This window comes from Actinacidiphila glaucinigra (assembly GCF_035918135.1).
Classification (GTDB): Bacteria; Actinomycetota; Actinomycetes; order Streptomycetales; family Streptomycetaceae; genus Actinacidiphila; species Actinacidiphila glaucinigra.
On the sequence record NZ_CP109144.1, the window covers coordinates 7,859,118 to 7,881,647 of the forward strand.

Genomic DNA, 22,530 nt, shown 5'->3' on the forward strand with positions numbered 1-22,530 from the left:
TCCAGTAGGGGGTGCCAGACTGCCGGTATGGCAGCGACGAAGACCCCGCCCCCTGACGCCGGCCCCCCGGGCGGCAGGTCTCCCGGTGCGACGCGTTCGCGGGACGGCGAGGCGACGCGCGCCACGATCCTCACCGCTGCCCGTGCGGCCTTCGACGGCAAGGGCTACGCGCAGACGTCACTGCGCGAGATCGCCAGGAACGCGGGAGTCAAGCCCTCACTGGTCGTGCACTTCTACGGTTCGAAGGCGGGCCTGCTGGCCGCCACCGTCGAGTGGCCCTTCGACCCCGAAACCGTCGTCCGCCAGGTCCTCGCCTCAGGGCGCGACCACATCGGCGAGCGCCTCGCCGACGTGTTCCTGGCGACCTGGGAGCAGGACGGGCGGCCCAACACGGCTCTCACCCTGCTGCACGCGGCGTGCGAGCGTCCGGAGGCGGCCACGCTGATGCGGGAGCTGTTCACCACGTGCGTGGTGGATCCGATCGTCACGGCCATCGCCCCCGAGCGGGCCGAGCTCCGGGCCTCTCTGGTGGCCAGCCACCTCCTGGGCCTGCACGTGGGGCGGTACCTGCTCGGGTTCGACGCGATCGTCGGGGCGGACGCCGACGAACTGAAGCGGGCGCTGGCGTCCACCATCCAGCACATGTGCACCGGCCCGCTCTGGTAGGCGAACCCGCCCGACTCCCGCCGGACGACTGATCACGTCGAGGCACACCGCGTGGAGCCGCAGCGGTTTCACCGCCGCCGGCGCTCCTGAAAACGCCGTGAAACGGCGATGAACGCGGGGTCGGCCACGCTCTCCGGGATGACGACGGCCCCGCGGGGGGCGGCGACTCGGGAGGGGACCACCATGAACAGGCTGCGACTGATGCGCCGGCACGCGACGGCCTTCGTGCGCTTCGCCGGACTGGGCGGCGGGGTCACCCTGGCGGCCTCGGCGGCCCTGGTCCTGCTCTCGCAGTGGATCCCGTGGATGGCGGCGAACGTGCTGACCACCGTCGCCTCCTCCGTGGCCGCCACCGAGCTGCACGCCCGGATCTCGTTCGGCCACGGACGGCCCGGTCTGGCCGGCCATCTGAAGAGCGCGGCCACCGTCGCCGCGGGCTGGCTGGTCACGTCGGCCGCTGTCGGCGCACTGGCGGTGCTCCGACCCGGCGCCGGAGTCGTCCTGCAGCAGACGGTGTACCTGTCGGCCACCGCGCTCGTCGGGATCGGCCGCTATCTCGTACTGCGTCTGACCGTCTTCGCGGAGCGCGGCCCGCGGCCGCGCTCCGGCGGCGGTGTCCGGTCACGGGCGTCGTACGACGCGGTGGCGTGAGGTCCGGCGGGGCAGGTGCCGCGGCGCCTGCCTTCAGGAGGACCTCTACCCGCACATGCCGCCGCGGTACAGGGCCGGCGGACAGCGTCGTCGATGACCTCGTCGAGGGTCAGACGCCGTCCGCCGGCGTCGTGGTACTCGCTCTCGATGCCGGTTCCGCCGTAATACCGGGCGACCACGCGGGACCGGGCCCGGACGATGCTCCGGGGCGAAACACCGCTGGCCGCCCCCAGGCCGTGCTCCCGTTTCGACCGTCGCGAGGTCGAGGTACGGCCGGGACGGCACGTCCAGGACGTCGTTCCGTCGGCGAGTTCGCGGCGGGCCGACGAGCGCCGCAGCGACGCCGACGAAGGCCCCGCGAGACCCTCAGCAGGCGCAGTCGATACGCAGACCAGGCCATTTCACCGAGTCGCCCGTCATCGCCGGCTGATGAAACCGCGCTGAAAGGCCGTTGAACGCGGCGCCCCGCAGACTCCGGGGCATGATGACAACGACCCACGGATCAGCGATCGCAGCCACGGGGCTGCGGAAGTCCTTCGGGGACAAGACGGTCCTCCAGGGCATCGACCTGCACGTGCCCACGGGCACCGTCTTCTCCCTTCTGGGCCCCAACGGCGCCGGCAAGACCACCGTCGTCAATATCCTCTCCACCCTCGTCACCGCCGACGCGGGCGACATCCGTGTCGGCGGCCACGACCTCGCCGTCGACCCTCAGGCGGTGCGCGCCGGGATCGGCGTCACGGGGCAGTTCTCCGCCGTCGACGGGCTGATCACCGGCGAGGAGAACATGCTCCTCATGGCGGACCTGCACCACCTGTCCAGGAGCGAGGGGCGTCGGGTCGCCGCCGAGCTGCTGGAGCGGTTCGACCTGGTCGAGGCCGCGAAGAAGCCGGCGTCCACCTACTCCGGCGGCATGAAGCGCCGCCTCGACATCGCCATGACCCTGGTCGGCAGCCCGCGGACCATCTTCCTCGACGAGCCGACCACCGGCCTGGACCCGCGCAGCCGCCACACCATGTGGCAGATCATCCGCGAACTGGTCTCCGGGGGCGTCACCGTCTTCCTCACCACCCAGTACCTGGAGGAGGCCGACCAGCTCGCCGACCGCATCGCGGTGCTCAACGACGGCAGGATCGCCGCCGAGGGCACCGCGGAGGAGCTGAAGCGGCTCATCCCCGGCGGCCACGTGCGGCTCCGCTTCACCGACCCGGCCGCGTACCGGTCCGCCGCCGCCGAACTGCGCGAGGTGACCCGGGACGACGAGGCACTGACCCTGCAGATCCCCAGTGGCGGCAGCCAGCGCGAGCTGCGCTCCATCCTCGACTGGCTGGACACGGCCGGCATCGAGGCGGACGAACTGACCGTGCACACCCCCGACCTCGACGACGTGTTCTTCGCCCTCACCGGTCCGGCGGGCGTCCCCAACCAGCCCAAGGAGAACGTCCGATGAGCACCCTGTCCCTCGCGGTCCGCGACTCGAGCACGATGCTGCGCCGCAACCTGCTGCACGCGCGGCGCTACCCGTCCGCGACCCTGAACCTGCTGCTCGCGCCGATCATGCTGCTGCTGCTGTTCGTCTACATCTTCGGCGACGTGATGAGCGCGGGCATCGGCGGCGGCGGCGCCGACCGCTCCGAGTACATCGCCTACATCGTCCCGGGCATCCTGATGATGACCATCGGCAGCACCGTGATCGGGGCCGCGGTGTACATCTCCATGGACATGAGCGAGGGCCTCATCGCCCGCTTCCGCACGATGGCGATCCACCGCGGCTCCGTGATCATCGGGCACGTCGTCGGCAGTGTGCTGCAGTGCGTGGCCAGCGTGGTCCTCGTCGGTGCCGTCGCCGTGGCCATCGGCTTCCGATCGACGGACGCCACGGCGCTGGAGTGGCTGGCGGCGTTCGGGCTGCTCGTCCTGTTCTCCCTGGCGTTCACCTGGATCGCGGTCGGCATCGGCATGGCCAGTCCGAACGCCGAGGCGGCCGCCAACAGCGCACAGCCGCTGATCCTCCTCCCGCTCATCTCGAGCGCCTTCATCCCGGCCGACACGATGCCGGGCTGGTTCCAGCCGATCGCCGAGTACCAGCCGTTCACACCGGCCATCGAGACCCTGCGCGGCCTGCTGCTCGGCACCGAGATCGGCAACTACGGGTGGATCACGATCGCCTGGTGCGCCGGCCTGACCGTGCTCGGCTACCTGTGGTCGACGGCGCAGTTCAACCGCGACCCGAAATGAGCGCGCGGGCTGCCTCCCGCAGCCCGTCCCGCCCGAGGGCGGCGTACTCCGACAGCGCGTCGGCGTACGCCGCCCCGTCCGTCTCCCCGGCGGTCCGCCGGGCACGGTCGAGGGACATCGTGGGATGGAACACCTGTGACACGTGCAGCCGTTCCGCAAGCGCCATCAGCCGTACCGCCGACGCGTCGCCCGCCGCGAGCCGGGCCAGACCGAGGGCCAGCACCCCGGTGCCGTACCCCAGAATCTCGCCGGCCGGCAGGGAGCCGTCGGCCAGCAGGGTGCGCAGCCGGTCCTCCAACTCGGCCACCAGTCCGGCGACCGGCTCCAGTCGCCCGGCGTACGCGTGCGCGGCCACCGCGTGGGCGTCGATCGCCTGCGCCCACGCGACCATGGAGGCGTCGGCGGGCGGAGCGTCGCTCGCGCGCATCTGTTCCGCGGCCGTCCGCCACCGCTTGAGACCCAGTTCGGTCAGCCCGCGGGCCAGCGCGATCTCGGCCGAGGCCGCCAGGTCGGGAGTGAGGACGGAGCTCTGCTCCCCGGACAGGCTCCGCTCCACCCGCCGCAGCCACTCCTCGGCCTCGTCCGGCTCGCCGCGCTGCAGGCAGGCCAGCACAAGGCCCCGGCGCAGTCCCGTCGTCGGCGACTGGTCGCTCAGGTACGTCAGGGCGTCCAGCGCGGCCAGCAGGTGCCGGTAGGCGTCCTCGCCGAGACCGGCGTCCGCGCACAGCTCGCTGCAGCGGGAGTGGCCGAGGAGGGTGAGCGCCGGGTTGGGGACGACGCCGACCAGGGCGAGCATCCGGCGGGCGGAGGAGAGCGCACGCTGTGGTTCGTGCTCGTACTCCCAGATGTAGCTGGCCACGCACTCGGCGATGCCCGCGAGCAAGGGCGCGTCGCCGGCGCACAGTTCCCGCAGCGACTCGTAGTTCGGCGGGCGCATGTCCGGCATGGTGCACAGTACGACGGAGAGCGCACGCAACAGCGTGTCCGGCTCCGCGGGCGGCAGGCGGCGCAGGGTGACGAGGTGGCGCGGCCGGAGGGGCCCGTGCCCGATGAACGGGGCGGCGGTGCAGACGGCGCTGAGGGTGCGGGTGACCTCGGTGTGCCGGGCGTCGGGGCGGTAGTGCGACAGCGGTGCCGCGGTGTCGGCGGCCAGGGTCAGAAGCCGGTGGAAGCCCGCCGAGTCGGTGAGCCAGACGCAGGCCAGCACCGCGCCGGACGCGGCGGTGGTGGCGTGATCGTTCCGGGTGAGTGCAAGCCGCAGGGCGAGTACGAGGTTGTCCTGCTCCGCGCGCAGCCGCGCCCAGTGCCGCAGCGGCTCGGCGCTGAACAGCACGTCGTGGTTGGCGAGTCCGAAGTCCCGTGCCCAGCCCAGGAACCGGTCGGTGACCGATTCCTCCTCCCCGGCGGCCGCCCGCCGGGCGGCGCTGAACTCCCGCACCGTCTCCAGCATGTGGAAGCGGATCCCGGCCGTGGTGTCGGCGGCCTTCAGCAGCGACTGGTCCACCAACTGCTCCAGCAGGTACGGCGCGTCGCCGTCGTCCAGCAGCCGCTCCGCCGCGTCTTCGGTGAAGCCGCCGGGGAGGACCGACAGCGCCCGCAGCGCCGCCCGCGCGTCCTCCTCCAGCAGATTCCAGCTCCACTCCACGACCGCGAGCAGGGTGCGGTGCCGCTCGGGCGCGTCCCGCGTCCCGCCGCGCAGCAGCGCGAAGCGGTCGCCGAGGCGGCGGGCGATCTCGGGAACGGACAGCACCCTCACCCGTGCCGCCGCCAGCTCCACGGCGAGCGGCAGCCCGTCCAGATGCCTGCACAGCTCCGCCACCGCCTCGGGCGGCAGCTCGACATGGTGGCGCGCGGCCCGGGCCCGCTGCTCGAAGAGCTCGATCGAGATCGCCAGGCTCAACTGCGGTAGCTGGTACACCGCTTCGGAGCTCAGACCCAGCGGTGCCCTGCTGGTGACCAGCACCCGCAGGTCCTTGGACAGCGCTACCAGCTCACGCACCAGGCCGGCGGCGCCCCGGACGACCTGCTCGCAGTTGTCGAGCACCAGCAGCGCCGGGCCGGCGCCGAGGGCGGCGACGATTCCGGCGGCCACATCCGTACCGCCGCCGTACCCCCCACCGCCACCGCGTGCCGTTTTGGCACCGCCGAGTGCCGACGCCACCTCGCCGGCCACGTCCTCGTCCGTGCCGACTCCGGCCAGCGAGACGAAATGCACCACCCGCTGCTCCGCCTGCCGGCTGACGGCGTGCGCGAGCCGGGTCTTGCCCAGCCCGCCGGGGCCGACGATCGAGGCCAGCCGCGAGGAGTGCAGCAGCGCGGTCACCGCCGCGAGATCCTCGTCCCGCCCCAGCAGCGGATTCGGGTCGTGCGGCACCCCGTACCGGACCACGGGGGCCTCGGCCTGCAGCAGCTCCTGATGCACGGCCTTGAGCCCGGCGCCCGGGTCGGTGCCGAGGTCGTCACGGAGCTCACACCGGTACGCGTCGTAGCGGGCGAGCGCCGCCGACGGCCCGGCCGTGGCCGCCTCGGCGCGCAGCAGTTCGGCCAGTACCTCCTCGTCGCGCGGGGTGCGGGCGAAGACCCCCGTCAGGGGCGCCAGCGCCTCGGCCCGTCGCCCCAGCCGGGCGAGCGCGAGGGCGCGGGAGCGTACGAGGGAGTGGTGGAGCGGTGCCCGCTCGGCCCGCAGTTCCGCGACCGGGTCGCCCGGCGCGGCGTCGGCGTCCGGAGTGGTGTCCCAGAAGGCGAGGCCTTCCTGCGCACTCGCCAGGGCGGCGGCGTGATCCGCGGCCCGGGTGTGCCGGGCGCTCGCCTCGGCGCACCGCACCACCGCCGCACTGTCGACCTGCTCCTCGCCCAGCGCCAGCCGGTAGCCGGTCGGGGTGCTGACGACGACGTCGGGCCCGAGCTGGGTGCGGGCCCGGGAGACCAGGATCCGCAGCGCGTTGGCCGGGTTGGCCGGCAGCTCGTCCTGCCACAGCCCTTCCACCAGCCGCGCGGTGCTGCAGCCGGCGCGCAGTTCGCCCGCGAGCAGCGCGAGCAGACCGCGCAGCCGGGGCGCGGTGATCTCACGGCCGCGGTAGGCCACGCGCGACAGGAGAGTCAGGTCGGTCGTCACTCGGTCAGGCTATCGACAGCGGATGTCAGGGGGACTGTTGAGGGCCGCGGAGGCGGCGGGCCCGGACGGCCGTGGGCGGTTGGCCCGGACGCCGCACGTCATGAGTTCGCCGCCGAGGTCCGACCCTGGCGGCCCCTGAGATCTCCCTGAGATGTGTGTCTGCCGACCCTGAGATGTGTCAGATTTCTTTGACAGGTGTTCTGTCCGGTGTCAGCTTTGACTGACAGGTGGCCCGGAAGGGGGCGTGATGACCCGAGATCCGGTCCCGGATCCGACCGGGGACGAACTGCTGGCGGTCCTCGCGGCGCTCGGCAATCCGCACCGGCTGCGGATCGTCGCGGCGCTCTCCGAGGGCGGCCGCAACTACGTCAGCAGGCTCGCCCGCGAGCTGAGAATCGGCCGTCCCCTGTTGCACATGCATCTGCAGCGGCTGGAGGCGGCCGGGCTGGTCACCGGGACGCTGGAACTGTCGGAGGGCGGCAAGGCCATGAAGTACTACGAGGTCACGCCGTTCTCCTGCGTACTCACCCCCGACCTCGTCGCCAAGGCGGCCCGGACGATCACCGATCAGGAGAAGGAAACCGTGAAGGAGTCGGCGGAATGAACGGAGACATGGCGGGAGTGGTGGGCGCCGGCGGTGTCTTCCTCTTCCTCATCGTGGTCGTGTGGCAGATCGCCGCGACCTGGCGGGCCCGGATGCTCGCGGCCCGTGAGGACCAGTACAAGCGGCTCGCCGCGAAGTACGCGGAACTGCTGGAGGACAACGTCGAACTGCACCGGCGCACGCTGGAGGAACTGGCGCAGACGCGGTCCTCGGTCACGCAGATGGAGAAGATGATGCGCTCCATCGACTAGCGGACAGGAAACGAACGGGTGACGGTACGGCCGGGAGGGCCAACTCCCGGCCGTACCCATGGAGAACACATCCCACGGTCCTGACGGGCCCCCGCCCGCATCACGGGCGAGGGCGGCGCTCCCGTAGGGCGTCAGCCGCGCCTGTGAGCGTCGTCGGCGTCGTGCTCTCCCCGGGCGTGCCAGGACTCGGCACGGGGCTGCGGAATGCCGTCCGGGGCGGTCGCCTCCTGCGCACGCGGCGTCGGATGCGGGCCGTACGTCGCGCTGTGCCGACTGCGCCTTCCCCACGGCCCCGGGGCGTTGCAGGGCCGCGCGCTGACGCGGGACGCGCGATATCGCCGGAGGTGGCCGAGCCGCGCGGCGAGGTCGCACGTCCCAGCGCGTGTGTGCGAGGCACGCTGGGGCAGGTGCACGAGTGATGGGGCGGCGTCCGTAATGGCGAATGTCCGGGCTGCGGCACAGGGATGATCGTTGGGACGCTACCGTCGGTAGCCGCCGTGGCTCCGATCCCTGCCTGCTTTCACGGGAGCCGGTGACACAGCGCCAGGTTGGTGACGGAGAGTGCAGAACGCATTGCCGTCAAGCGCCGGGCGGAGCCTGGAACAGCTTGAGCGGCTGTTCGGGCACGTCCTGCAGGACTGCAGGGCGTCCATCGGCATGCTGTATCTGCTGCCGGCCGGAGGGAAGGCGCTGGAGCTTGCGGTCCTGTCCGGCGGCCCCTGGCAGATGGCGGCGCCATGGGCGCGGGTGATGCTCGACGACCCGTTGCCGCTGGCGGATGCCGTGCGTCGCCAGTGCGCGGTGTGGGTGGGCAGCCAGGAGGAGATGGCCCGCCGCTATCCTCGGCTGGGGTTCGTGCTGCCCTATGACTTTGTGCTGGCGGCCTTTCCCGTTGTTCATGCGGATGCGGTCTGGGGCGGCCTGGTCCTGCTGTGGCCGGTCCGGCACCCAGCAAGGCCGACCGCGCGAGAGCGCGATGTGATCGATGCCTTCTGCCGCGATGCGGGTCTGGTCATGCAGCGGGCAGCCGACGGGGGGAAGCCGGTGCTCGCGGAGCCAAAACCACGGACCCTGGCCCCGCTCCGGCAACGCACCCCGGACCGGGCCGAGGCCGTGGCCGCACACACTTTCACCGAGCGCCTCCCTGTGGGCTGTTGCTCGCTGGACCTCGACGGCCGGGTGACCTATCTCAATGCCGCGGCCGTCGATCTGCTGGACGTCGATACTGCCCGGCTGGTGGGCTCCAGGCCCTGGAAGGTCCTGCTGTGGCTGAACCATCCGGACTTCGAGGAGCGCTACCGGGCTGCCGTCATCAGCCGCCGGCCCACCACCTTCACGGCTGTGCGACCGCCGGGTCTGCGGCTGTCCTTCCACCTCTACCCCGACGACTCCGGCGTCAGCGTCCACATCACGGCACTGCCGCAGGAATCGTGCGGCAACGCCGTCGCACCTGCCGTCCAGGCACCACCAGGCGCAGTGGAGGCAGTCGACGCCACCACTCTGTATCAACTGATGCACATGGCGGCGACCCTCAGCGAAGTAGTGCGCGTGAAGGACGTCGTCGACCTGGTCGGCGATCAACTGGTGCCCGGCTTCGAGGTCCAGGGCCTGGCCCTGTGGCTGGCCGAAGGCGGTCGCCTGCGCATCCTGGGCTCTCGCGGCTACAGCGCCGAGTTCCTGGCACGCTTCGACGGCCAGCCCCTGACCGATCCCACACCGCCTGTACAGGCACTGACCAGCGGTTCGCCAGGCTTCTTCGGCAGCTACGCCGATTTTCGACGCGCCTACCCGCATGCTCCCCGCTTCAAAGACCGCGACGCCTGGGCCTTCCTGCCCTTGATAGCGTCCGGCCGCCCTATCGGCCTGATGGTCCTGTCCTACGACCACCCACGCGCCTTCCCCACGGCCGAACGCGCCATCCTGACCTCGGTTGCCGGTCTGATAGCCCAAGTCCTGGACCGCGCCCGGCTGTACGACGCCAACCTCAACCTGGCGCGGACGCTGCAGGCCGGTCTGCTCCCACAAGCCCTGCCCTCCGTCCCCGGACTGCAGGTCACTGCCCGCTACCTGCCCGCCGGCCACGGCACGGACATCGGCGGGGACTTCTACGACCTCATCCGCTGCGGGTCACGATGCGCGGCCATCACCATCGGCGACGTCCAGGGCCACAACGTCCAGGCCGCCGCACTCATGGGCCAGGTCCGCACCGCCGTCCACGCCCACGCCGCCGCCCACACCGCACCTGGCGCCGTTCTCGCCCGGACCAACCGGCTGATCACCGACCTCAACCCGGGCCTGTTCACCAGCTGCCTGTATGCCCACGTCGACCTGGCACGGCACAGTGCCCGGCTGGCCACAGCCGGCCACCCGGCCCCCCTGATCCGACACCCCGACGGCCGTACGGAGGCTCTCGCGATGCCTGTCGGCATCCTGCTGGGTGTCACCGCGGACGCCGGTTACCCCACCCTCGACATCCCCGTGCCGCCCGGCACGGTCCTCATCCTGTACACCGACGGTCTCGTCGAAGCTCCCGGCACGGACATCGACCACGCCACCGATCGCCTCGCACAACACCTCACCCAAGCCGGCGGCACTCAAGACGTCGACGACCTCGCCGACACCCTGCTGGAGCACGCCATGCCGACCACTCCCGGAACCGACGACATCGCCCTCCTCGTAGCGCGCGTCACGTGAGCGACCCGAGGACCGTGGCGCGTCCGTCCGCGCACGCTCACGGCGCCGCGATGATCGCGGCGCCGTCATCGGCCTGCTCGGCCTCATCGCCGCGCAGCTGCCGAAGGTGCCCAGTGCGCATGCCCCGGTCTCTGGCGGGCCCCGTCACTCGATTGCGCCTTTCAGCTTGCGGATCACGCGAGAGCACGCGATCGTGCCGTCGCATACGAGAGCTTCGACCTGCTCCGCAAGCCCTCGGTCCTGAGGAGCCCGCGCCGGAACCCACCGGCGAGGGCTCCTCGGCGTGAGGTCGGCGCGTGCGCTGAGACCACGGGAGCCGCCCAGGGGCGACGTCCGAACGCACGCGTCGACCGGCATCGGCCTTCGGCGTTCCGGCTTGCCCTCGCAGAGCATGCGGTCCACGAGCCGGCGAACCGACGTCTGCACACTCCACCAATGTCGGGGCACCGTGGGGAGGGCGCATGTGCGGAGCCCTCTTCCGGGTCGCGGACGTGCCCGTTCCTGAGTGCCGTACACGGATCCGCAGGCCAAACCAGGGAAACGCGTACTTCAGGGCACCCGTCCCGCAGCCAGGGCCACCCTCACCGGCATGCGCGCCGGGCCTCGGACCCGCATCCTGGCGCTGTAGCCGCTTCCTTCCGGAGGAGCGATGCCATGCGGATGTGCTGGGAGATCAAGCCCGTCGCCTACGCGGGCCAGCAGGTGCACGACGTCGAGGCGGCGCTGCAGACCCTCTACATGTTCGCCGACCGCGCCCGGGAGTGGGCGCCGGACAACGCCTCGGGCCTGGCCGAGTCGGTCACCGCCATGGCCGCCCGCATTCTGACCGACGGCGCTCGCACGGTGCACCAGGGCTTTTCGTGGTCTGCCACCGAGGGATCCATCTACGTCGCACTCACCCCGTAGGGCAACGTCGCCGCATTACACGAACCCCCGCGGCTCTTGCCCGAGGCGTCGAAGGCCGCTGGTGACCGACGGAGGACCCGCCCGTCACTGCGGAGCCCTCCAGATGACGCGATGGTGGTCATCGAGCGCCGTCTCCCACCGTGCCGGCGTCGCGCAGTCTTGGGGCGTGGCGGACCGGACGGTGCAACGTGCACGCAGCGGGCACGAAGCCCCTTCGTCCCGAAGTGATATCGGGCGGCCGCTGCACCGGGGGAATCTGGCTGCCGGCCTGCTCGTGGCCGTCGCACTCAGGTGGAGGCTCAGCAAAGAGCGGGCGAGCGGCCGACGCGATGTCAGTCATCGGGGTCGGAGGTCCCCGCGATGGCTGGGCCCAGATCGGCGGGGAGGTGGGCGATCGCCAAGGCGACGGCCTCCTCTGCGGTGGAGGCTTCACCGATCACACCGTCCCCGGCGTGAAGATAGTCCCTCACGCGATAGGGGCGACCGTCGTACGCGGGGGCGATGACCACCTCCACCTTTGACGGTTGCCCGGTGCGGCCGGTGAAGCCCAGTACCCAGTGGCTGGAGAACGGATAGAGCTGCCGCAGACGCGGTGCGGCATGGGCCGCCTGCACGAGCAGCCGGAAGCCGGGGAAGTCGGGCGCTTCCGCCGCCTGTTCGTGCAGCAGACGCCACTGCAGTTCGACCTCCGCGGCCGGCCCGCGTTCATGCGCTTCGGCGCGCTCGCTGTGGTGGAGAAACGGGAACCGTTCGTGCAACTCGCGCAGCCCCATGCCTTCTCCCCAAGCCACCCCTACTCGGACCACATCCTCGAGGTGTTCCGTGTATCCCGCGATCAGCTCGACCCCTCTGCTCCATCCGGAGAAACCGAAGCCGCGTTCCTTGGCATAGATCCAAACGGAGAGCGGCTTGCGGTCAGGCACCGTGGTCGCGATACGCGCTTGAACCACTGCGTCCCGGGCGTCGCGCTCGGTGACGAGATCGGCTCCAAGGCCGGCTGCTGCCTGCTCCAGGGCTGCGGCCAGACCGCCCGCGGCGGCCAGGTCGGGGTAGAGGTCGGGGTCCACCCCCGCAGTCTGGCATCTGCCGATGGGAACCGCGGTGCGGTCGGCAGCCACCATCCGCGTGTACCCGGTATCGACCGCGGCCCCGAGATGCCCGACGGGCGCGCTGCTCGCGGGCGGCCCGTCGAGCGTCAGCTGAAGTGGATGTCGCTGAGGTCGATCGAGACCACGACCTCATCCGGGACGGGGCGGCCTGTGGCGTCGCGGCTGTATGCCCGGCGCTTGGTGGGAAGGATGATGCCGTCCGCTTCCACGTGGTCGTACACATACTGCGCGGCGGCGAGTCCACCCGCGACATCGACGCGGTAGTCGTGTCGGCGGAGCAGATGGTCGGAGCCGAAGTAGAAGTCCTGGTGCGTGCTGTGGCTGGCGATCCCGGGCGGGAAGGTGGCTCGCAGGCCACGCCACAGTTCCTTCCCCTCCTGCCACGGGTCGATCTCGCTGACGGTGAAGCCGGGCATGGCCAGCAGGAACGGCGTGGTGAGGTAGGTCCACAGCGCGTAGCCGTTGAAGTAGGCGCGGTCCAGCGGATCCCACGGGGTGTTGAGGGTGTGGCCGGTGAAGGAGGACCGGGGGTTTTCGCGAGCGGCGACCACGCGTCCGTCGACCTTGTCGATGCTCACCCGTCCCGGTGTGAAGTCGGTCTTCTGGTCGGGGGCGCCGAAGGGCCTGACCGAGGCACGCTCCTCGTGCAGCAGCATGGTCATCTCGCGTGGTTCGGGATCCTGCGGCACACCCTTGACGGCGAACAGGCGCCCTCCGCTGACAAGGGTGAATCGCGCCCGGGTCAGATCACGCCAGCGTGCGCTTCCGCCGTGGGCTTCGATCGCCGCGGTCAGCAGTTCGTTCATGCGTCCTCAGGCTGCCGGTCGGGAGTACAGGACGGTGAGATCGGCTGCGAGGCCTGCGCCTTGACCTGGCGGGCGCACCCCGTCCGCCGGCACTTCGCGGGTATCGGACTCGCTTCCTTCCAGCACCTGGGAGTCATCGACTCGTCCCGGCGGTGTGACCTCAGCGCTTGCACCGCTGTCCCCGGATCACCTTCCGCCTGCACCGGACGTCACCGAATCGGCTGCGGGCCGGCGGCCGGGAGGGCGAGCTCGGCCCAGATCGTCTTGCCGTCGGGCCGTTGTCTGGTGCCCCAGCGCTCGGCGAGCTGCGCCACGATGAACAGCCCGCGGCCGCCCTCGTCGAACATCCGGGCTCGCCGCAGGTGGGGAACGGTGTTGCTGGCGTCGGACACCTCGCAGATCAGGGCGTCCTCACGGATGAGCCGCAGTTGTACCGGCCCCGAGCCGTAGCGGATGGCATTGGTGACCAGCTCGCTGATGACCAACTCCGTGGTGAACGCCAGCTCCCCCAGTTCCCAGCCTTCCAGCCGGGAGGAGGCGAGGTCACGGGCCCGGGCGACCTCGGCAAGGTCCTCCGTGAGGTCCCACGCGACGGCATGGGTGCCGTCGAGTTCCTGGGTGCGGGCGATGACGAGGGCGACGTCGTCCCGGGCCCCCTGGCCGACCACCGTGTGCAGGACGTGGTCGCACATGTCCTCCAGCGCGGGAATGGGATCGGACAGCGCTGTTCGCAGATGCTTGAGTCCCTCGTCGAGGCTGCGTCCGGGGGATTCGATGAGGCCGTCGGTGTACAGGGCGAGCCGTGTGCCTTCGGGCAGTTCCAGTTCCGCCGCCTCGAAGGGAAGTCCTCCCACGCCCAGGGGAGGGCCGGCGGGAATGTCGAGGTATTCGACGTCCGATCCGGGCCGCATGACGGCGGGCGGCGGGTGGCCGGCCCGGGCGGCCGTGCAGAGGCGTGTGACCGGGTCGTAGATCATGTACAGGCAGGTCGCCACGATCTCGCCGACAGCCGGTCCGACCTCATGGCACGCGTCCTGGGGCTCGCCGAAGTCCCGGTGCCGGGTGACGACGTCGTCGAGGTGGGTGAGCAGTTCGTCGGGCGGCAGATCGATGTCGGCGAGTGTTCGTACCGCGGCGCGCAGCCGGCCCATGGTCGCCGAGGCGCGAACGCCGTGGCCGACCACGTCGCCCACGACCAGGGCGACCCGGGCCCCCGACAGGGGGATGACGTCGTACCAGTCGCCGCCCACTCCCGCGTACGGACCCGCGGGGAGGTAGCGCGTGGCCGCGGCCACCGCCGGCTGCCGCGGTGCGCTCGGCGGCAGGAGGCTCCGCTGCAACGTCAGGGAGGTGTTGTGCTCCCGGGTGTAGTGGCGGGCGTTGTCCACGCACACCGCGGCCCGGTCCCCGATCTCCTGTGCCAGGAGCAGGTCGTCGGCGTCGAAGGGATCCCGGCCCGGGAAGCGTGTGAAGAGTGCCGCGCCCAGGGTCACCCCTCGGGCGCGAAGGGGGATCGCCAGCGCGGAGCGTACCCCGCTCGTGCCGGCGTCGCCGCTTTCTGCCGGCAGGGAGGCGGCGGGGTCGGTGATCTCCAGCATTCCGGGCTCGCCCGTGAACAGCCCGAGGGTCGGTTCCGCGCTCTGCCGGTAGATGACGGGATCGCCCGGCTGCACCGCCTCCGAGGACGCGGACGGTCCCGCCACCGCGGTACGGCGCAGGGTGAGGTCACCCGTGCCGGGCCGCAGGACGGGTTCGTCGCCCTGAAGGACGCTGTCGAAGAGGTCCACGTAGGCGTGGTCGGCGAAGCGGTGCACGGCGACCTCGACCAGTTCCTCGGTGGTCCGAGTCGCGTCGAGAGTGCTTCCGACACGGCTGCTGGCCTCACTGAGGAGCGCGAGCCGTTCGCGAGCGATCACGAGCCGCCGGAAGCGCGTCTCGCCGGCGACACGGATCCGGCAGACGGCCGCGCTGACAACCAGGGCCACCGCCAATGCCGTGATGATCGTGATCTGGTTGGCGCGCCCCATGTCCCGAAGGAGGACTCCGTAGAGCGCGATGGCGGCGGCCAGGTTGAACACTCCGACGATCACGGTCTGCCGCACCGGAAGCAGGGCACTGGCCACGACCGGAATCAGGACGGCGTACTCGGCTATGCCCATGATGTGCACGTCGGCGGCCGCCAGTGCCAGTCGCAGGACCGAGATCAGCACCACGCTGAGAAGCAGGAGGACGAAGCTCCTGTTCGGTCGAACCGGATGCACGCAGTACACCTCCCCACCGGGAGCGGGACGTGCGACAACCTCCGTCTGCGGTTTCCTCGGCAGGCGACAACATCCCTTCGAGAGAAATTGTTGCATTGAGTAATGCTTTGTGCCAGGACGCTCCCTCCTGGTCATCCGCCGCGCGCACGGCACGGTACGGCGCGCACTCTGATCGCAGGGCGCCGGCTGATGCGCAGGGCGTCCAGGCAGGGGCCGGGGCCCCTGCCGCGCTCGGACTCCCTCGTCTCGACCGGGCGGGGGACCGTGACGATCTCGGAGTGGGCGCCTTCGACTACGGCGTCAGCACGATCCTGCCGAAGACCTCACCAGCGGCCATCTTCCGGTGCGCCAGCACGGCTTCGTCCATGGGCAGCACCTCGTGCACCACCGTTTCGATCTCGCCGCGACCGGCTGCGGCGAACTGCTCGCCGCGCACGGCACGCAGGTCGGCCGGGGGGACGGTGGCCGTGCTGAGAGCGGCGAAGGACATCGACTTCTGGAACGACGCCATGATCTTCGTGCCGAAGTCCGCGGGCGGCCGGCCTCCGACAGCGCCCACGGCCACCATGCGGCCGTTCGGGTTGAGCCTGTCGAAGAACGACGGCATGTCCTTTCCGGCCACGACGTCGATGATGACGTCATAGCCGGCCGGAGCGTCTTCCCCTCCGCCGCCCGAGCGGTCCAGCACGTGGGTCGCCCCGAGACGGCGCAGCTGCTCGCCGCGCCGGGCCGACGATGTCGTGACCGCCACGGCGGCGGCACCACGCCGAGCCGCGAGCTGCACCGCCATGATCCCGATGCTGCCGCTCGCGCCGCGCACCAGGACAGTCTCCCCGGGAGCGAACCGGGCGTGACGAAGCCCGAAGTGCGCCACCGCCCCGGCGCTGCCCAGCGTCACCGCGTCGACGGCGGACAGGCTGCCGGGCAGGGGAAGGATCTGCCCGAGCGGTACGAGGGCCTGCTCGACGTAACCCCCGCCGGTACCGGTGAAGGCCCACACCCGTCGGCCGATCCACGACGTGTCGACGCCGTCACCGACCGCTGTCACGGTGCCCGCCACCTCGCTGCCCGGGACGAAGCCCTCCTTGAAGCCGTAGGCGGCCAGGGCCCCACTCCGGATCACGGTGTCGACACCACCGACGCCCACCGCCTCGGTGGCGACCAGCACCTGCCCGGCAGCAGGCGCGGGCACCGGCAGGTCGACGACAGCCAGGCCTTCAGGACCCCCGAACGTCTTGATCGCGATTGCCTTCATTGTCGTCTCCACATTCATGGACCGCTCAGCACGACCCTGCCGCGTACTCGCCGCACTCGCCCTACTCGCCACCGATCGCCCGATGGTCCCGGCGAGCTCTTACGTCGTGGACGGTAATCGGACGCCCCCGTCCGCTTGGGTAAAGTGAGAGCGTGCCCGACCGTCTGCCTCAGAAGCTGCGTTCCGACGCGAAGGACAACCGCGACCGCATCCTCGACGCGGCCCGAGCGCTGTTCTCGGCCGACGGCCTGGAGGTGCCGATGCGGGAGATCGCGCGCCGTGCCGGGGTGGGACCGGCCACCCTGTACCGTCGCTTCGCCACCAAGCAGATGCTGGTCGCCGAGGCCTTCGCCGACCAGCTGCACGCATGCCGCGCCATCGTCGACCAGGGGTGCGCAGACCCCGATCCGTGGCGTGGCCTGTGCCTGGTGATCGAGAAGATCTGTGAGCTGCACGCACGCGATCGGGGCTTTACCGAGGCCTTCCTGTCGGCCTTCCCGGGAGCGCCCGATGTCGCGGGACGTGAGTACACGCTGAAGGCAGTCGCCGGACTGGCCCGGAGAGCCAAGGAAGAGGGGCGCCTGCGCTCCGACTTCGTGCTGGACGACCTCATCCTCATCCTCATGGCCAACAAGGGCATCCACACTCGATCGACCGACACGCAGGTCACGGCCTCGCGACGGTTCGCAGGACTGGCGATCCAGGCGCTCGAGGCCCGCCCTCACCACGCACCCCTCCCGCCGGCGGCACGACTGGCGACCGGAGCACCGGCGGGCGGTGCCCTTCGCTGATTGCCGTCGAGCCGGCGGAACAGGAGCGGGCCGACGAGCTCGGGGGCTTCGACCTGGGGGAAGTGCCCCATCGCAGGGGCCTCGTCCAGAACGGCCGGGGCGACGGGGCCGCGGGGAGCGCGGAGACGGGCCCGCCCATCATGTCCCACCCTCACCGGTGCGCGCCCGGCGTGCGTCACCGGTGCCGTCCTTGTGGAGTGGCCGCGCTCAGGCATCGCCGGGCCCACGGGCGATCGGCTCGTCGGGCCCCGACGCTCCCGCAGGACGCAACCGCGCGCGGCGTGAAAACGCCGAGGGCACCTGCAACCCTCGCAGCGGCCACACGTCTGTCATGGCGAAGCGATGTTCGGAACCCGCATGCCGCCGGGACCACGTGTCGTACTCGGCGGCGCCTCTCGAGGGCCCTTCGGACACCCAAGCGGGAGAGGCAAGGAAGAACAGTGAGAAGAGATCCGCGTACGATCCTGGTCGCGCTGCTGTGTCTCGGTGTACTGGCGGCATGCTCCGCCGGGCCGGACGCGTCCCGTGCGCCGAGCTCCGTACACACGTCGGCAGTTGCCGAGCCGTCACCCCGCGGACCCTCGGGGCGGGACCCAGAAGCGCGCACCACCCGGCCCACTCCCCGGCCGCCCGCGTCCTACACCCCCAGCTGGCCCGACAGGACGGTTCGCAGCAGCACCGGCTACCTCGTCAACTCCTGCGTGCCCGAAGCCCTGCGGGACAAGGCGACGTCACTGACCACGAGTGACGGAGTGCATCTGTCCGCCCTCGAACTCGGCGAAGGTCCCGACGGGGTGCTCCTCGACCACGAGCAGGGCTACAGCATCTGCTCCTTCCTCGACATCGGCCAGGAGCTCGCCTCCCGCGGATATCACGTGATGATCCCGGAGTACCGCAATCACGGCGCCTCGGAAGAGGTGCCCGAGGACAACGAGCACATCGCCCGGGACGCCCGCGCCGCCCTCGCCGAACTCAAGCGCCTGGGCGCCGAGCGGGTCTTCGTCGGAGGGGCGTCGTGCGGCGGCACCACCGCGGCGATCGTCGGCGCTGAGCGCACTGTGCCTGTGGTGGGGCTGCTCATCATGTCCTCTCCCGCCCGTTGCGGCGGCGACGGCGTGGCCGCGGTGAAGACCATCGACACGCCCTCCTTGTTCGTCGTCTCACCCGGCGACATGAACGGCGCCGTGGAGAAGCAGGTCCGTGAGCTGTACGCGGCCTCCGCCGCGAAGGACAAGAAGCTCGTCATCGATCCGAGCGGATTCCACGGGACCAGCATGATCCATGAGAGCCCCCAGGGGGCGGCACTGAAGGACCGGGTGATCCGCTTCGTCGAGGCCGTCTACGCCCGCTGACGGCGCCGGGAGAGGGAGACCTGTCCGGCGCTCCAGCGGCTACCTCGGGGCGACCTCGGGAAGCGCGGGCCCCGAACGCTCGGCAGGGCCGGCGGAGGGTGGTGCGGGAACGGGTGCGGAGGTCTTCCGACCCGGTGACGCCGTCGGGCTGGGATCACCGGTCGGGGAAATCGACGGACCGGCCGGAACCACTGAAGGATCCCGCGGCCGCTCGTCGGTTCCGAGCATGAGGAACACGGCTGCTGCCACCGCGGCCGCCAGTCCCACGACCGCGGTGGCAGCGGCGGGCCGGAGCCTGTGGCGCCGCTGCACGCCGGTCGAGGACGGCGGCTGCGCCGGACGTAGATCTCCGGCACTGATGGTGGCGGCGCGAGCGGCCAGGGCCTCACGCAGGACGTCCTCCAGCCGGTCCGTACCGTGGGGGCCGGATTGCCCGCTCATCGGGTTGCCTCCAACTTCCTGGCCAGGGCGGTCAGCGCCCGGCTGGCCGTGGACTTGACCGCCCCGCGCGACAGGCCGAGCGTTTCGGCGATCTGGGCTTCCGACAAATGCGACCAATATCGCAGCACCAGGACCTCGCGCTGTCGTCGGGTCAGCGAATGCAGCGCCGCCAGCACCTCGCGGTGCTCTTCCTTCAGCAGAACACCCTCGTCAGCCGGTGGGACGGGGGCCGGCCGCTCCGGCACGTGCGCGCGTGCGGTCCGGCGCCTGCGCAGCACTGAGCGCGCGCCGTTCACCACGCTGGTCCGCAGGTACGCCTCGGGGTCGGCCAGGTCCGTGAGTGTTGCGCCGTGACGGCGGAACATGGCCGTGAACGCGTCCTGGACCACGTCCTCGGCGGTGGGATGGTCGTCCACGAGGAGCAGGGCCATACGGACGTAGTACAGCCTGCGGTGGTGGTACAGATCGTTGATGTCGGGGGTGACGTCACCGCGGCGCCGGTCGGACGCGGCCTGGGGGGTGGGTTCGAGCGCGAGTACGCGGTGCCCGCTGTGCCGTCGCCCTTCGGAAAGCCTCAGCAGCAGATGTGCCCAGCGATGACGAAGCCTGCCGGCCCCGGTGCGAGCAGGCACAAGCGGAGCAGCATGGGGCTGCGCGGCCACGTTCATCGCCGACGTACCCTCTGCCCAGCCGGGACATCGGCGCCGGTCGGCTGCCTGAGTGCACTCGTGACGGCGGTGGCATCCGGGGTCATGCGTACCTCACCATGTCGTGTCGGCATGCGGAGGCGGACCCTCCTCCCCTAGAGACGTCCGGGGCCGGAAGACGTTGCGGATTCCGGGAGAATGCGGCCTCGCTCACACGTCACAGAGCGCAGGGCGCCACAGACGGGAAGGCCGGAACCCGGCCACGCCGGATCCACGGACCCCGCAACCTCGGGCCTCGTCGGGCGTCTGTCGGACTGAAGCCATCATCCGGCGGACGGCAGCCGCCCGCCGACGCCACCGCTCATGGAGACCATCTTTGAAGCACAACGACTCACCAGCCGTTCCTCGCCGACGGCTGCTCCGGTCCTGCACACTCGCCGCGTCGACGGCGTCCCTCCTCCTGCCACAGGTACTGGCGGGAAGCCCCGCTTCCGCCGCGTCCCACGGCACTCCCGCCCATGGTCCGCAGAGCGTCGCCACCCTCACCTACGACCTGGGTGACCGGGCCTACACGCTGCCGGAGACCGGGGAACCGGTCGAGCTCGCCGCGACCGTGCACTACCCGAAGGGCCTTGGCACCACCCCGCGGCCACTCGTCGTCCTCCTGCACGGCTGGCACGAGACCTGCGCGGACCGGGCGGCAGCGGCAGCCCGCGACGCGGCCGAACAGGCCGAGGACCGGGACGCGTGGTCCGCGGCCAACCAGAAGTTGTTCAGCTGGCCCTGCGCCCCCGGCACGCGCCCCATCGCCAACGACCGCGGCTACGACTACCTCGGCGACAAACTGGCCCGACACGGCTTCATCGTGGTGTCCGTCCGTGCCAACGGCATCAACGCCTCGTCGGTGTGGGGCGACGAGAACGCCTCCGCTCGGGCCGACCTGGTCAACAGGCACCTCGCCCTGTGGCAGCAGCTCAACGCAACGGGCCGCGGTGGTCTCGTCGGCGCGTTCCGCGACGCGGCCACGGGCGAGCCGCGGCGGGTCGACTTCCGGCACCACGTCGACCTGAACAGGGTCGGCACCCTGGGCCACTCGCGCGGCGGCGCCGGCGTCACATGGCAGGCAGCCGACCACCACAAGGCCCAGTTGCCCGCCGGCGTCAAGGTCAGGGCGGTCATGGCGCTCGCCCCCGCCTACAACGTCATGACCGAGGACATGACCGCGTACGAGATCACGAAGACGCCCATGGCCGTGATCCGGGGGACTTGCGACGGCCAGGTCGGCCGGGAAGCCCTCTCCTTCGCCGCCGACGCGACCGCCAAGAGCACCGCCCCGTTCGACCGGATCGAGATACACGGTGCGAACCACAACCACTTCAACACGCAATGGTCACCGGACAGCCGACAGGTGGCCGCCTGGGACGACGCCGGCCACGACGACAATCGCCCCGGCCAGTGCACCGAGCCCGGCGAGTCCGCCTACGAGGCCCAACTCACCGAGGCCGACCAACGCCAGGTCGGCGCCGCCTACATCGACGCCTTCTTCCGGCGGTATATCACCGGCGACAAGCGGTTCGACGCGATGCTGACCGGCAGGCGCCACCCGCCGGCACACATGGCCCCCGTTGACGTGACGGCCGGCCGGCCCTGACGTCGCGCGGCTGTTCCTTCTCCCGGGCTTGCCGGGAGAAGGAACAGCACCCGCCGCAGCACCGGGTGAGACCGCGAGGCGGTCAGCTCGAGCTCGGCGACGTGGTGAACCCTTCAACGTCGGTACACCGGGCAGGAACAGGCGGCCGTGGCGGTGGCGGACGCGTTATGTGCTGCCAGGGTGCCTCCGCCAAAACCCGTTGGCGGACCACGGCGACCGTTGCTACTCTCCCGGAGGCCGTGCGAGTGAACGAGGAGGTGGTACCCGTGAACGCAGTTTCGACATGGGTGCTCCTCCCCGGGGTCACGGTCGGGCGGTAGGTCGTCCGGGAGCGCCGTTCAAGAGCACTCCCGAAAGGCTCGACCATGCACTTCACCTCTGAACAGCGTCTCGACGACGGCGTCCTCGAGCGCGAGTTCACCCTCGGCGACATCCCCGGCACCCTGTGGACGCCTGAATCCGCCGCACCGCTCCCGCTGGTTCTGATGGCCCACAACAACGGCCTGCCCAAGGCGGAACCCCGGATGGTGGCCCGGGCCCGGTACACCGCCGCGCGCGGTTACGCGGTGGCCGGCATCGACGCCGCCGGGTGCGGCGACCGTCCCCGTTCCGCCGCCGACGAGCAGGCCCGTGCCGACCTCCGGCGGGCGATGCAGGCCGGTGAGCCGGTCGACGAGATCTTCGAGTCCTTCATCGGCCCGCTGGTCGAGAACGCGGTTCCGGAGTGGCAGGCCACTCTGGACGCCCTCCTTGAACTGCCCGAGATCGGCGGCCCGGTCGGGTACTCCGGGGGGTGGGCCGCCCTCGGCATTCGGCTGGCGGTGGTCGAGCCGCGCATCGCGGCCGCGGGCTTCTTCGCCGGAGGGTATGTGCCTCGTGCCCAGCGCGAGGAGGCCAGGCAGGTCACCATTCCGCTGTTGCTCCTGCTGCAGTGGGACGACGAAGGGAACCCCCGGCAACGGGCCCTGGACCTGTTCGACGCCTTCGGCAGCAAGGAGAAGACGCTGCACGCCAACCTGGGAGGGCACACCGGTACCCCCTGGTTCGAGCTGGAGGACGGGTGCCGCTTCCTGGACCGGCACCTGAAGTGAG

At 71.1% G+C, this 22,530-nt stretch carries 18 protein-coding genes; 12 read left to right on the forward strand and 6 right to left on the reverse strand.

Going from position 1 to position 22,530, the window contains the following annotated elements:
- Positions 1–27: 27 nt before the first annotated feature.
- The 4 genes from OIE69_RS35545 to OIE69_RS35560 all read left to right on the forward strand — a co-directional run bounded on the left by OIE69_RS35545 (position 28) and on the right by OIE69_RS35560 (position 3,555).
- Complete coding sequence (locus tag OIE69_RS35545) at positions 28–666, forward strand: TetR/AcrR family transcriptional regulator (RefSeq protein ID WP_326578749.1); 639 nt, start codon at positions 28–30, stop codon at positions 664–666.
- A 183-nt stretch (positions 667–849) separates the two neighbouring features.
- Positions 850–1,317 (forward strand): hypothetical protein, encoded by a 468-nt coding sequence (locus tag OIE69_RS35550; RefSeq protein WP_326578751.1) that lies wholly within the window; start codon positions 850–852, stop codon positions 1,315–1,317.
- A gap of 481 nt (positions 1,318–1,798) precedes the next feature.
- A complete protein-coding gene (locus tag OIE69_RS35555; protein WP_326578753.1) occupies positions 1,799–2,767 on the forward strand; it encodes an ATP-binding cassette domain-containing protein in 969 nt (322 codons plus the stop codon).
- Positions 2,764–3,555 carry an ABC transporter permease gene (locus OIE69_RS35560; protein WP_326578755.1) on the forward strand — a complete coding sequence of 264 codons (792 nt, stop codon included), beginning with the start codon at positions 2,764–2,766 and terminating at the stop codon, positions 3,553–3,555. The genes OIE69_RS35555 and OIE69_RS35560 overlap by 4 nt, the downstream gene beginning before the upstream one ends.
- On the opposite strand, the gene OIE69_RS35565 is transcribed toward OIE69_RS35560, so the two are convergent.
- Positions 3,536–6,670, reverse strand: coding sequence for an ATP-binding protein (locus OIE69_RS35565; RefSeq protein WP_326578757.1), 3,135 nt, complete (start codon positions 6,668–6,670; stop codon positions 3,536–3,538). The genes OIE69_RS35560 and OIE69_RS35565 overlap by 20 nt on opposite strands.
- Before the next feature lie 247 nt (positions 6,671–6,917).
- Here OIE69_RS35565 and OIE69_RS35570 point away from each other — a divergent pair, with 247 nt between their 5' ends.
- The 4 genes from OIE69_RS35570 (at position 6,918) to OIE69_RS35585 (ending at position 11,125) form a co-directional block, all read left to right on the forward strand.
- Positions 6,918–7,274: an ArsR/SmtB family transcription factor gene (locus tag OIE69_RS35570; RefSeq protein WP_326578759.1), complete on the forward strand. Its 357-nt coding sequence runs from the start codon at positions 6,918–6,920 to the stop codon at positions 7,272–7,274.
- On the forward strand, positions 7,271–7,525 hold the full coding sequence (locus OIE69_RS35575) for a hypothetical protein (protein ID WP_089228730.1): 255 nt from the start codon (positions 7,271–7,273) through the stop codon (positions 7,523–7,525). Before OIE69_RS35570 ends, OIE69_RS35575 begins: the two co-directional genes overlap by 4 nt.
- A 561-nt stretch (positions 7,526–8,086) precedes the next feature.
- Positions 8,087–10,219 carry a SpoIIE family protein phosphatase gene (locus tag OIE69_RS35580; protein WP_326578762.1) on the forward strand — a complete coding sequence of 711 codons (2,133 nt, stop codon included), beginning with the start codon at positions 8,087–8,089 and terminating at the stop codon, positions 10,217–10,219.
- A gap of 654 nt (positions 10,220–10,873) precedes the next feature.
- Positions 10,874–11,125 (forward strand): hypothetical protein, encoded by a 252-nt coding sequence (locus tag OIE69_RS35585; protein WP_326578764.1) that lies wholly within the window; start codon positions 10,874–10,876, stop codon positions 11,123–11,125.
- A 332-nt stretch (positions 11,126–11,457) separates the two neighbouring features.
- Here OIE69_RS35585 and OIE69_RS35590 read toward each other — a convergent pair whose 3' ends face one another.
- From OIE69_RS35590 to OIE69_RS35605, 4 genes are all read right to left on the reverse strand, one after another.
- Positions 11,458–12,192 (reverse strand): DUF6193 family natural product biosynthesis protein, encoded by a 735-nt coding sequence (locus OIE69_RS35590; RefSeq protein WP_326578766.1) that lies wholly within the window; start codon positions 12,190–12,192, stop codon positions 11,458–11,460.
- A 128-nt stretch (positions 12,193–12,320) separates the two neighbouring features.
- The gene (locus OIE69_RS35595) at positions 12,321–13,040 is read right to left on the reverse strand and encodes a hypothetical protein (RefSeq protein ID WP_326578768.1); all 720 of its coding nucleotides are present in this window, start codon (positions 13,038–13,040) and stop codon (positions 12,321–12,323) included.
- Between the two features lie 209 nt (positions 13,041–13,249).
- Entirely contained in the window at positions 13,250–15,301 is a 2,052-nt protein-coding gene (locus OIE69_RS35600; RefSeq protein WP_326578769.1) for an ATP-binding SpoIIE family protein phosphatase, read from the reverse strand.
- Between the two features lie 292 nt (positions 15,302–15,593).
- A complete protein-coding gene (locus OIE69_RS35605) occupies positions 15,594–16,556 on the reverse strand; it encodes a zinc-binding dehydrogenase (protein ID WP_326578770.1) in 963 nt (320 codons plus the stop codon).
- A gap of 152 nt (positions 16,557–16,708) precedes the next feature.
- On the opposite strand from OIE69_RS35605, the gene OIE69_RS35610 reads away from it, so the two are divergent.
- A complete protein-coding gene (locus tag OIE69_RS35610; RefSeq protein WP_326578771.1) occupies positions 16,709–17,347 on the forward strand; it encodes a TetR/AcrR family transcriptional regulator in 639 nt (212 codons plus the stop codon).
- 701 nt (positions 17,348–18,048) lie between these two features.
- Complete coding sequence (locus tag OIE69_RS35615; RefSeq protein ID WP_326578772.1) at positions 18,049–18,699, forward strand: alpha/beta hydrolase; 651 nt, start codon at positions 18,049–18,051, stop codon at positions 18,697–18,699.
- Between the two features lie 437 nt (positions 18,700–19,136).
- Here OIE69_RS35615 and OIE69_RS35620 read toward each other — a convergent pair whose 3' ends face one another.
- Positions 19,137–19,808 (reverse strand): sigma-70 family RNA polymerase sigma factor, encoded by a 672-nt coding sequence (locus OIE69_RS35620; RefSeq protein ID WP_326578773.1) that lies wholly within the window; start codon positions 19,806–19,808, stop codon positions 19,137–19,139.
- A 355-nt stretch (positions 19,809–20,163) separates the two neighbouring features.
- On the opposite strand from OIE69_RS35620, the gene OIE69_RS35625 reads away from it, so the two are divergent.
- Together OIE69_RS35625 and OIE69_RS35630 are read left to right on the forward strand one after the other, a co-directional pair.
- Positions 20,164–21,438, forward strand: coding sequence for an alpha/beta hydrolase (locus OIE69_RS35625; protein WP_326578774.1), 1,275 nt, complete (start codon positions 20,164–20,166; stop codon positions 21,436–21,438).
- Between the two features lie 365 nt (positions 21,439–21,803).
- Positions 21,804–22,529, forward strand: coding sequence for a dienelactone hydrolase family protein (locus tag OIE69_RS35630; protein ID WP_326578775.1), 726 nt, complete (start codon positions 21,804–21,806; stop codon positions 22,527–22,529).
- The last annotated feature ends 1 nt before the right edge of the window (position 22,530 follow it).

Excerpts from the sequence above, each read along its gene's own strand:
- OIE69_RS35555 (WP_326578753.1), top strand. The coding sequence starts at position 1,799 with ATGATGACAACGACCCACGGATCAGCGATCGCAGCCACGGGGCTGCGG.
- OIE69_RS35620 (WP_326578773.1), bottom strand. The coding sequence starts at position 19,808 with ATGAACGTGGCCGCGCAGCCCCATGCTGCTCCGCTTGTGCCTGCTCGC.
- OIE69_RS35605 (WP_326578770.1), bottom strand. The coding sequence starts at position 16,556 with ATGAAGGCAATCGCGATCAAGACGTTCGGGGGTCCTGAAGGCCTGGCT.
- OIE69_RS35550 (WP_326578751.1), top strand. The coding sequence starts at position 850 with ATGAACAGGCTGCGACTGATGCGCCGGCACGCGACGGCCTTCGTGCGC.
- OIE69_RS35570 (WP_326578759.1), top strand. The coding sequence starts at position 6,918 with ATGACCCGAGATCCGGTCCCGGATCCGACCGGGGACGAACTGCTGGCG.
- OIE69_RS35630 (WP_326578775.1), top strand. The coding sequence starts at position 21,804 with ATGCACTTCACCTCTGAACAGCGTCTCGACGACGGCGTCCTCGAGCGC.
- OIE69_RS35545 (WP_326578749.1), top strand. The coding sequence starts at position 28 with ATGGCAGCGACGAAGACCCCGCCCCCTGACGCCGGCCCCCCGGGCGGC.
- OIE69_RS35560 (WP_326578755.1), top strand. The coding sequence starts at position 2,764 with ATGAGCACCCTGTCCCTCGCGGTCCGCGACTCGAGCACGATGCTGCGC.
- OIE69_RS35595 (WP_326578768.1), bottom strand. The coding sequence starts at position 13,040 with ATGAACGAACTGCTGACCGCGGCGATCGAAGCCCACGGCGGAAGCGCA.
- OIE69_RS35585 (WP_326578764.1), top strand. The coding sequence starts at position 10,874 with ATGCGGATGTGCTGGGAGATCAAGCCCGTCGCCTACGCGGGCCAGCAG.
- OIE69_RS35575 (WP_089228730.1), top strand. The coding sequence starts at position 7,271 with ATGAACGGAGACATGGCGGGAGTGGTGGGCGCCGGCGGTGTCTTCCTC.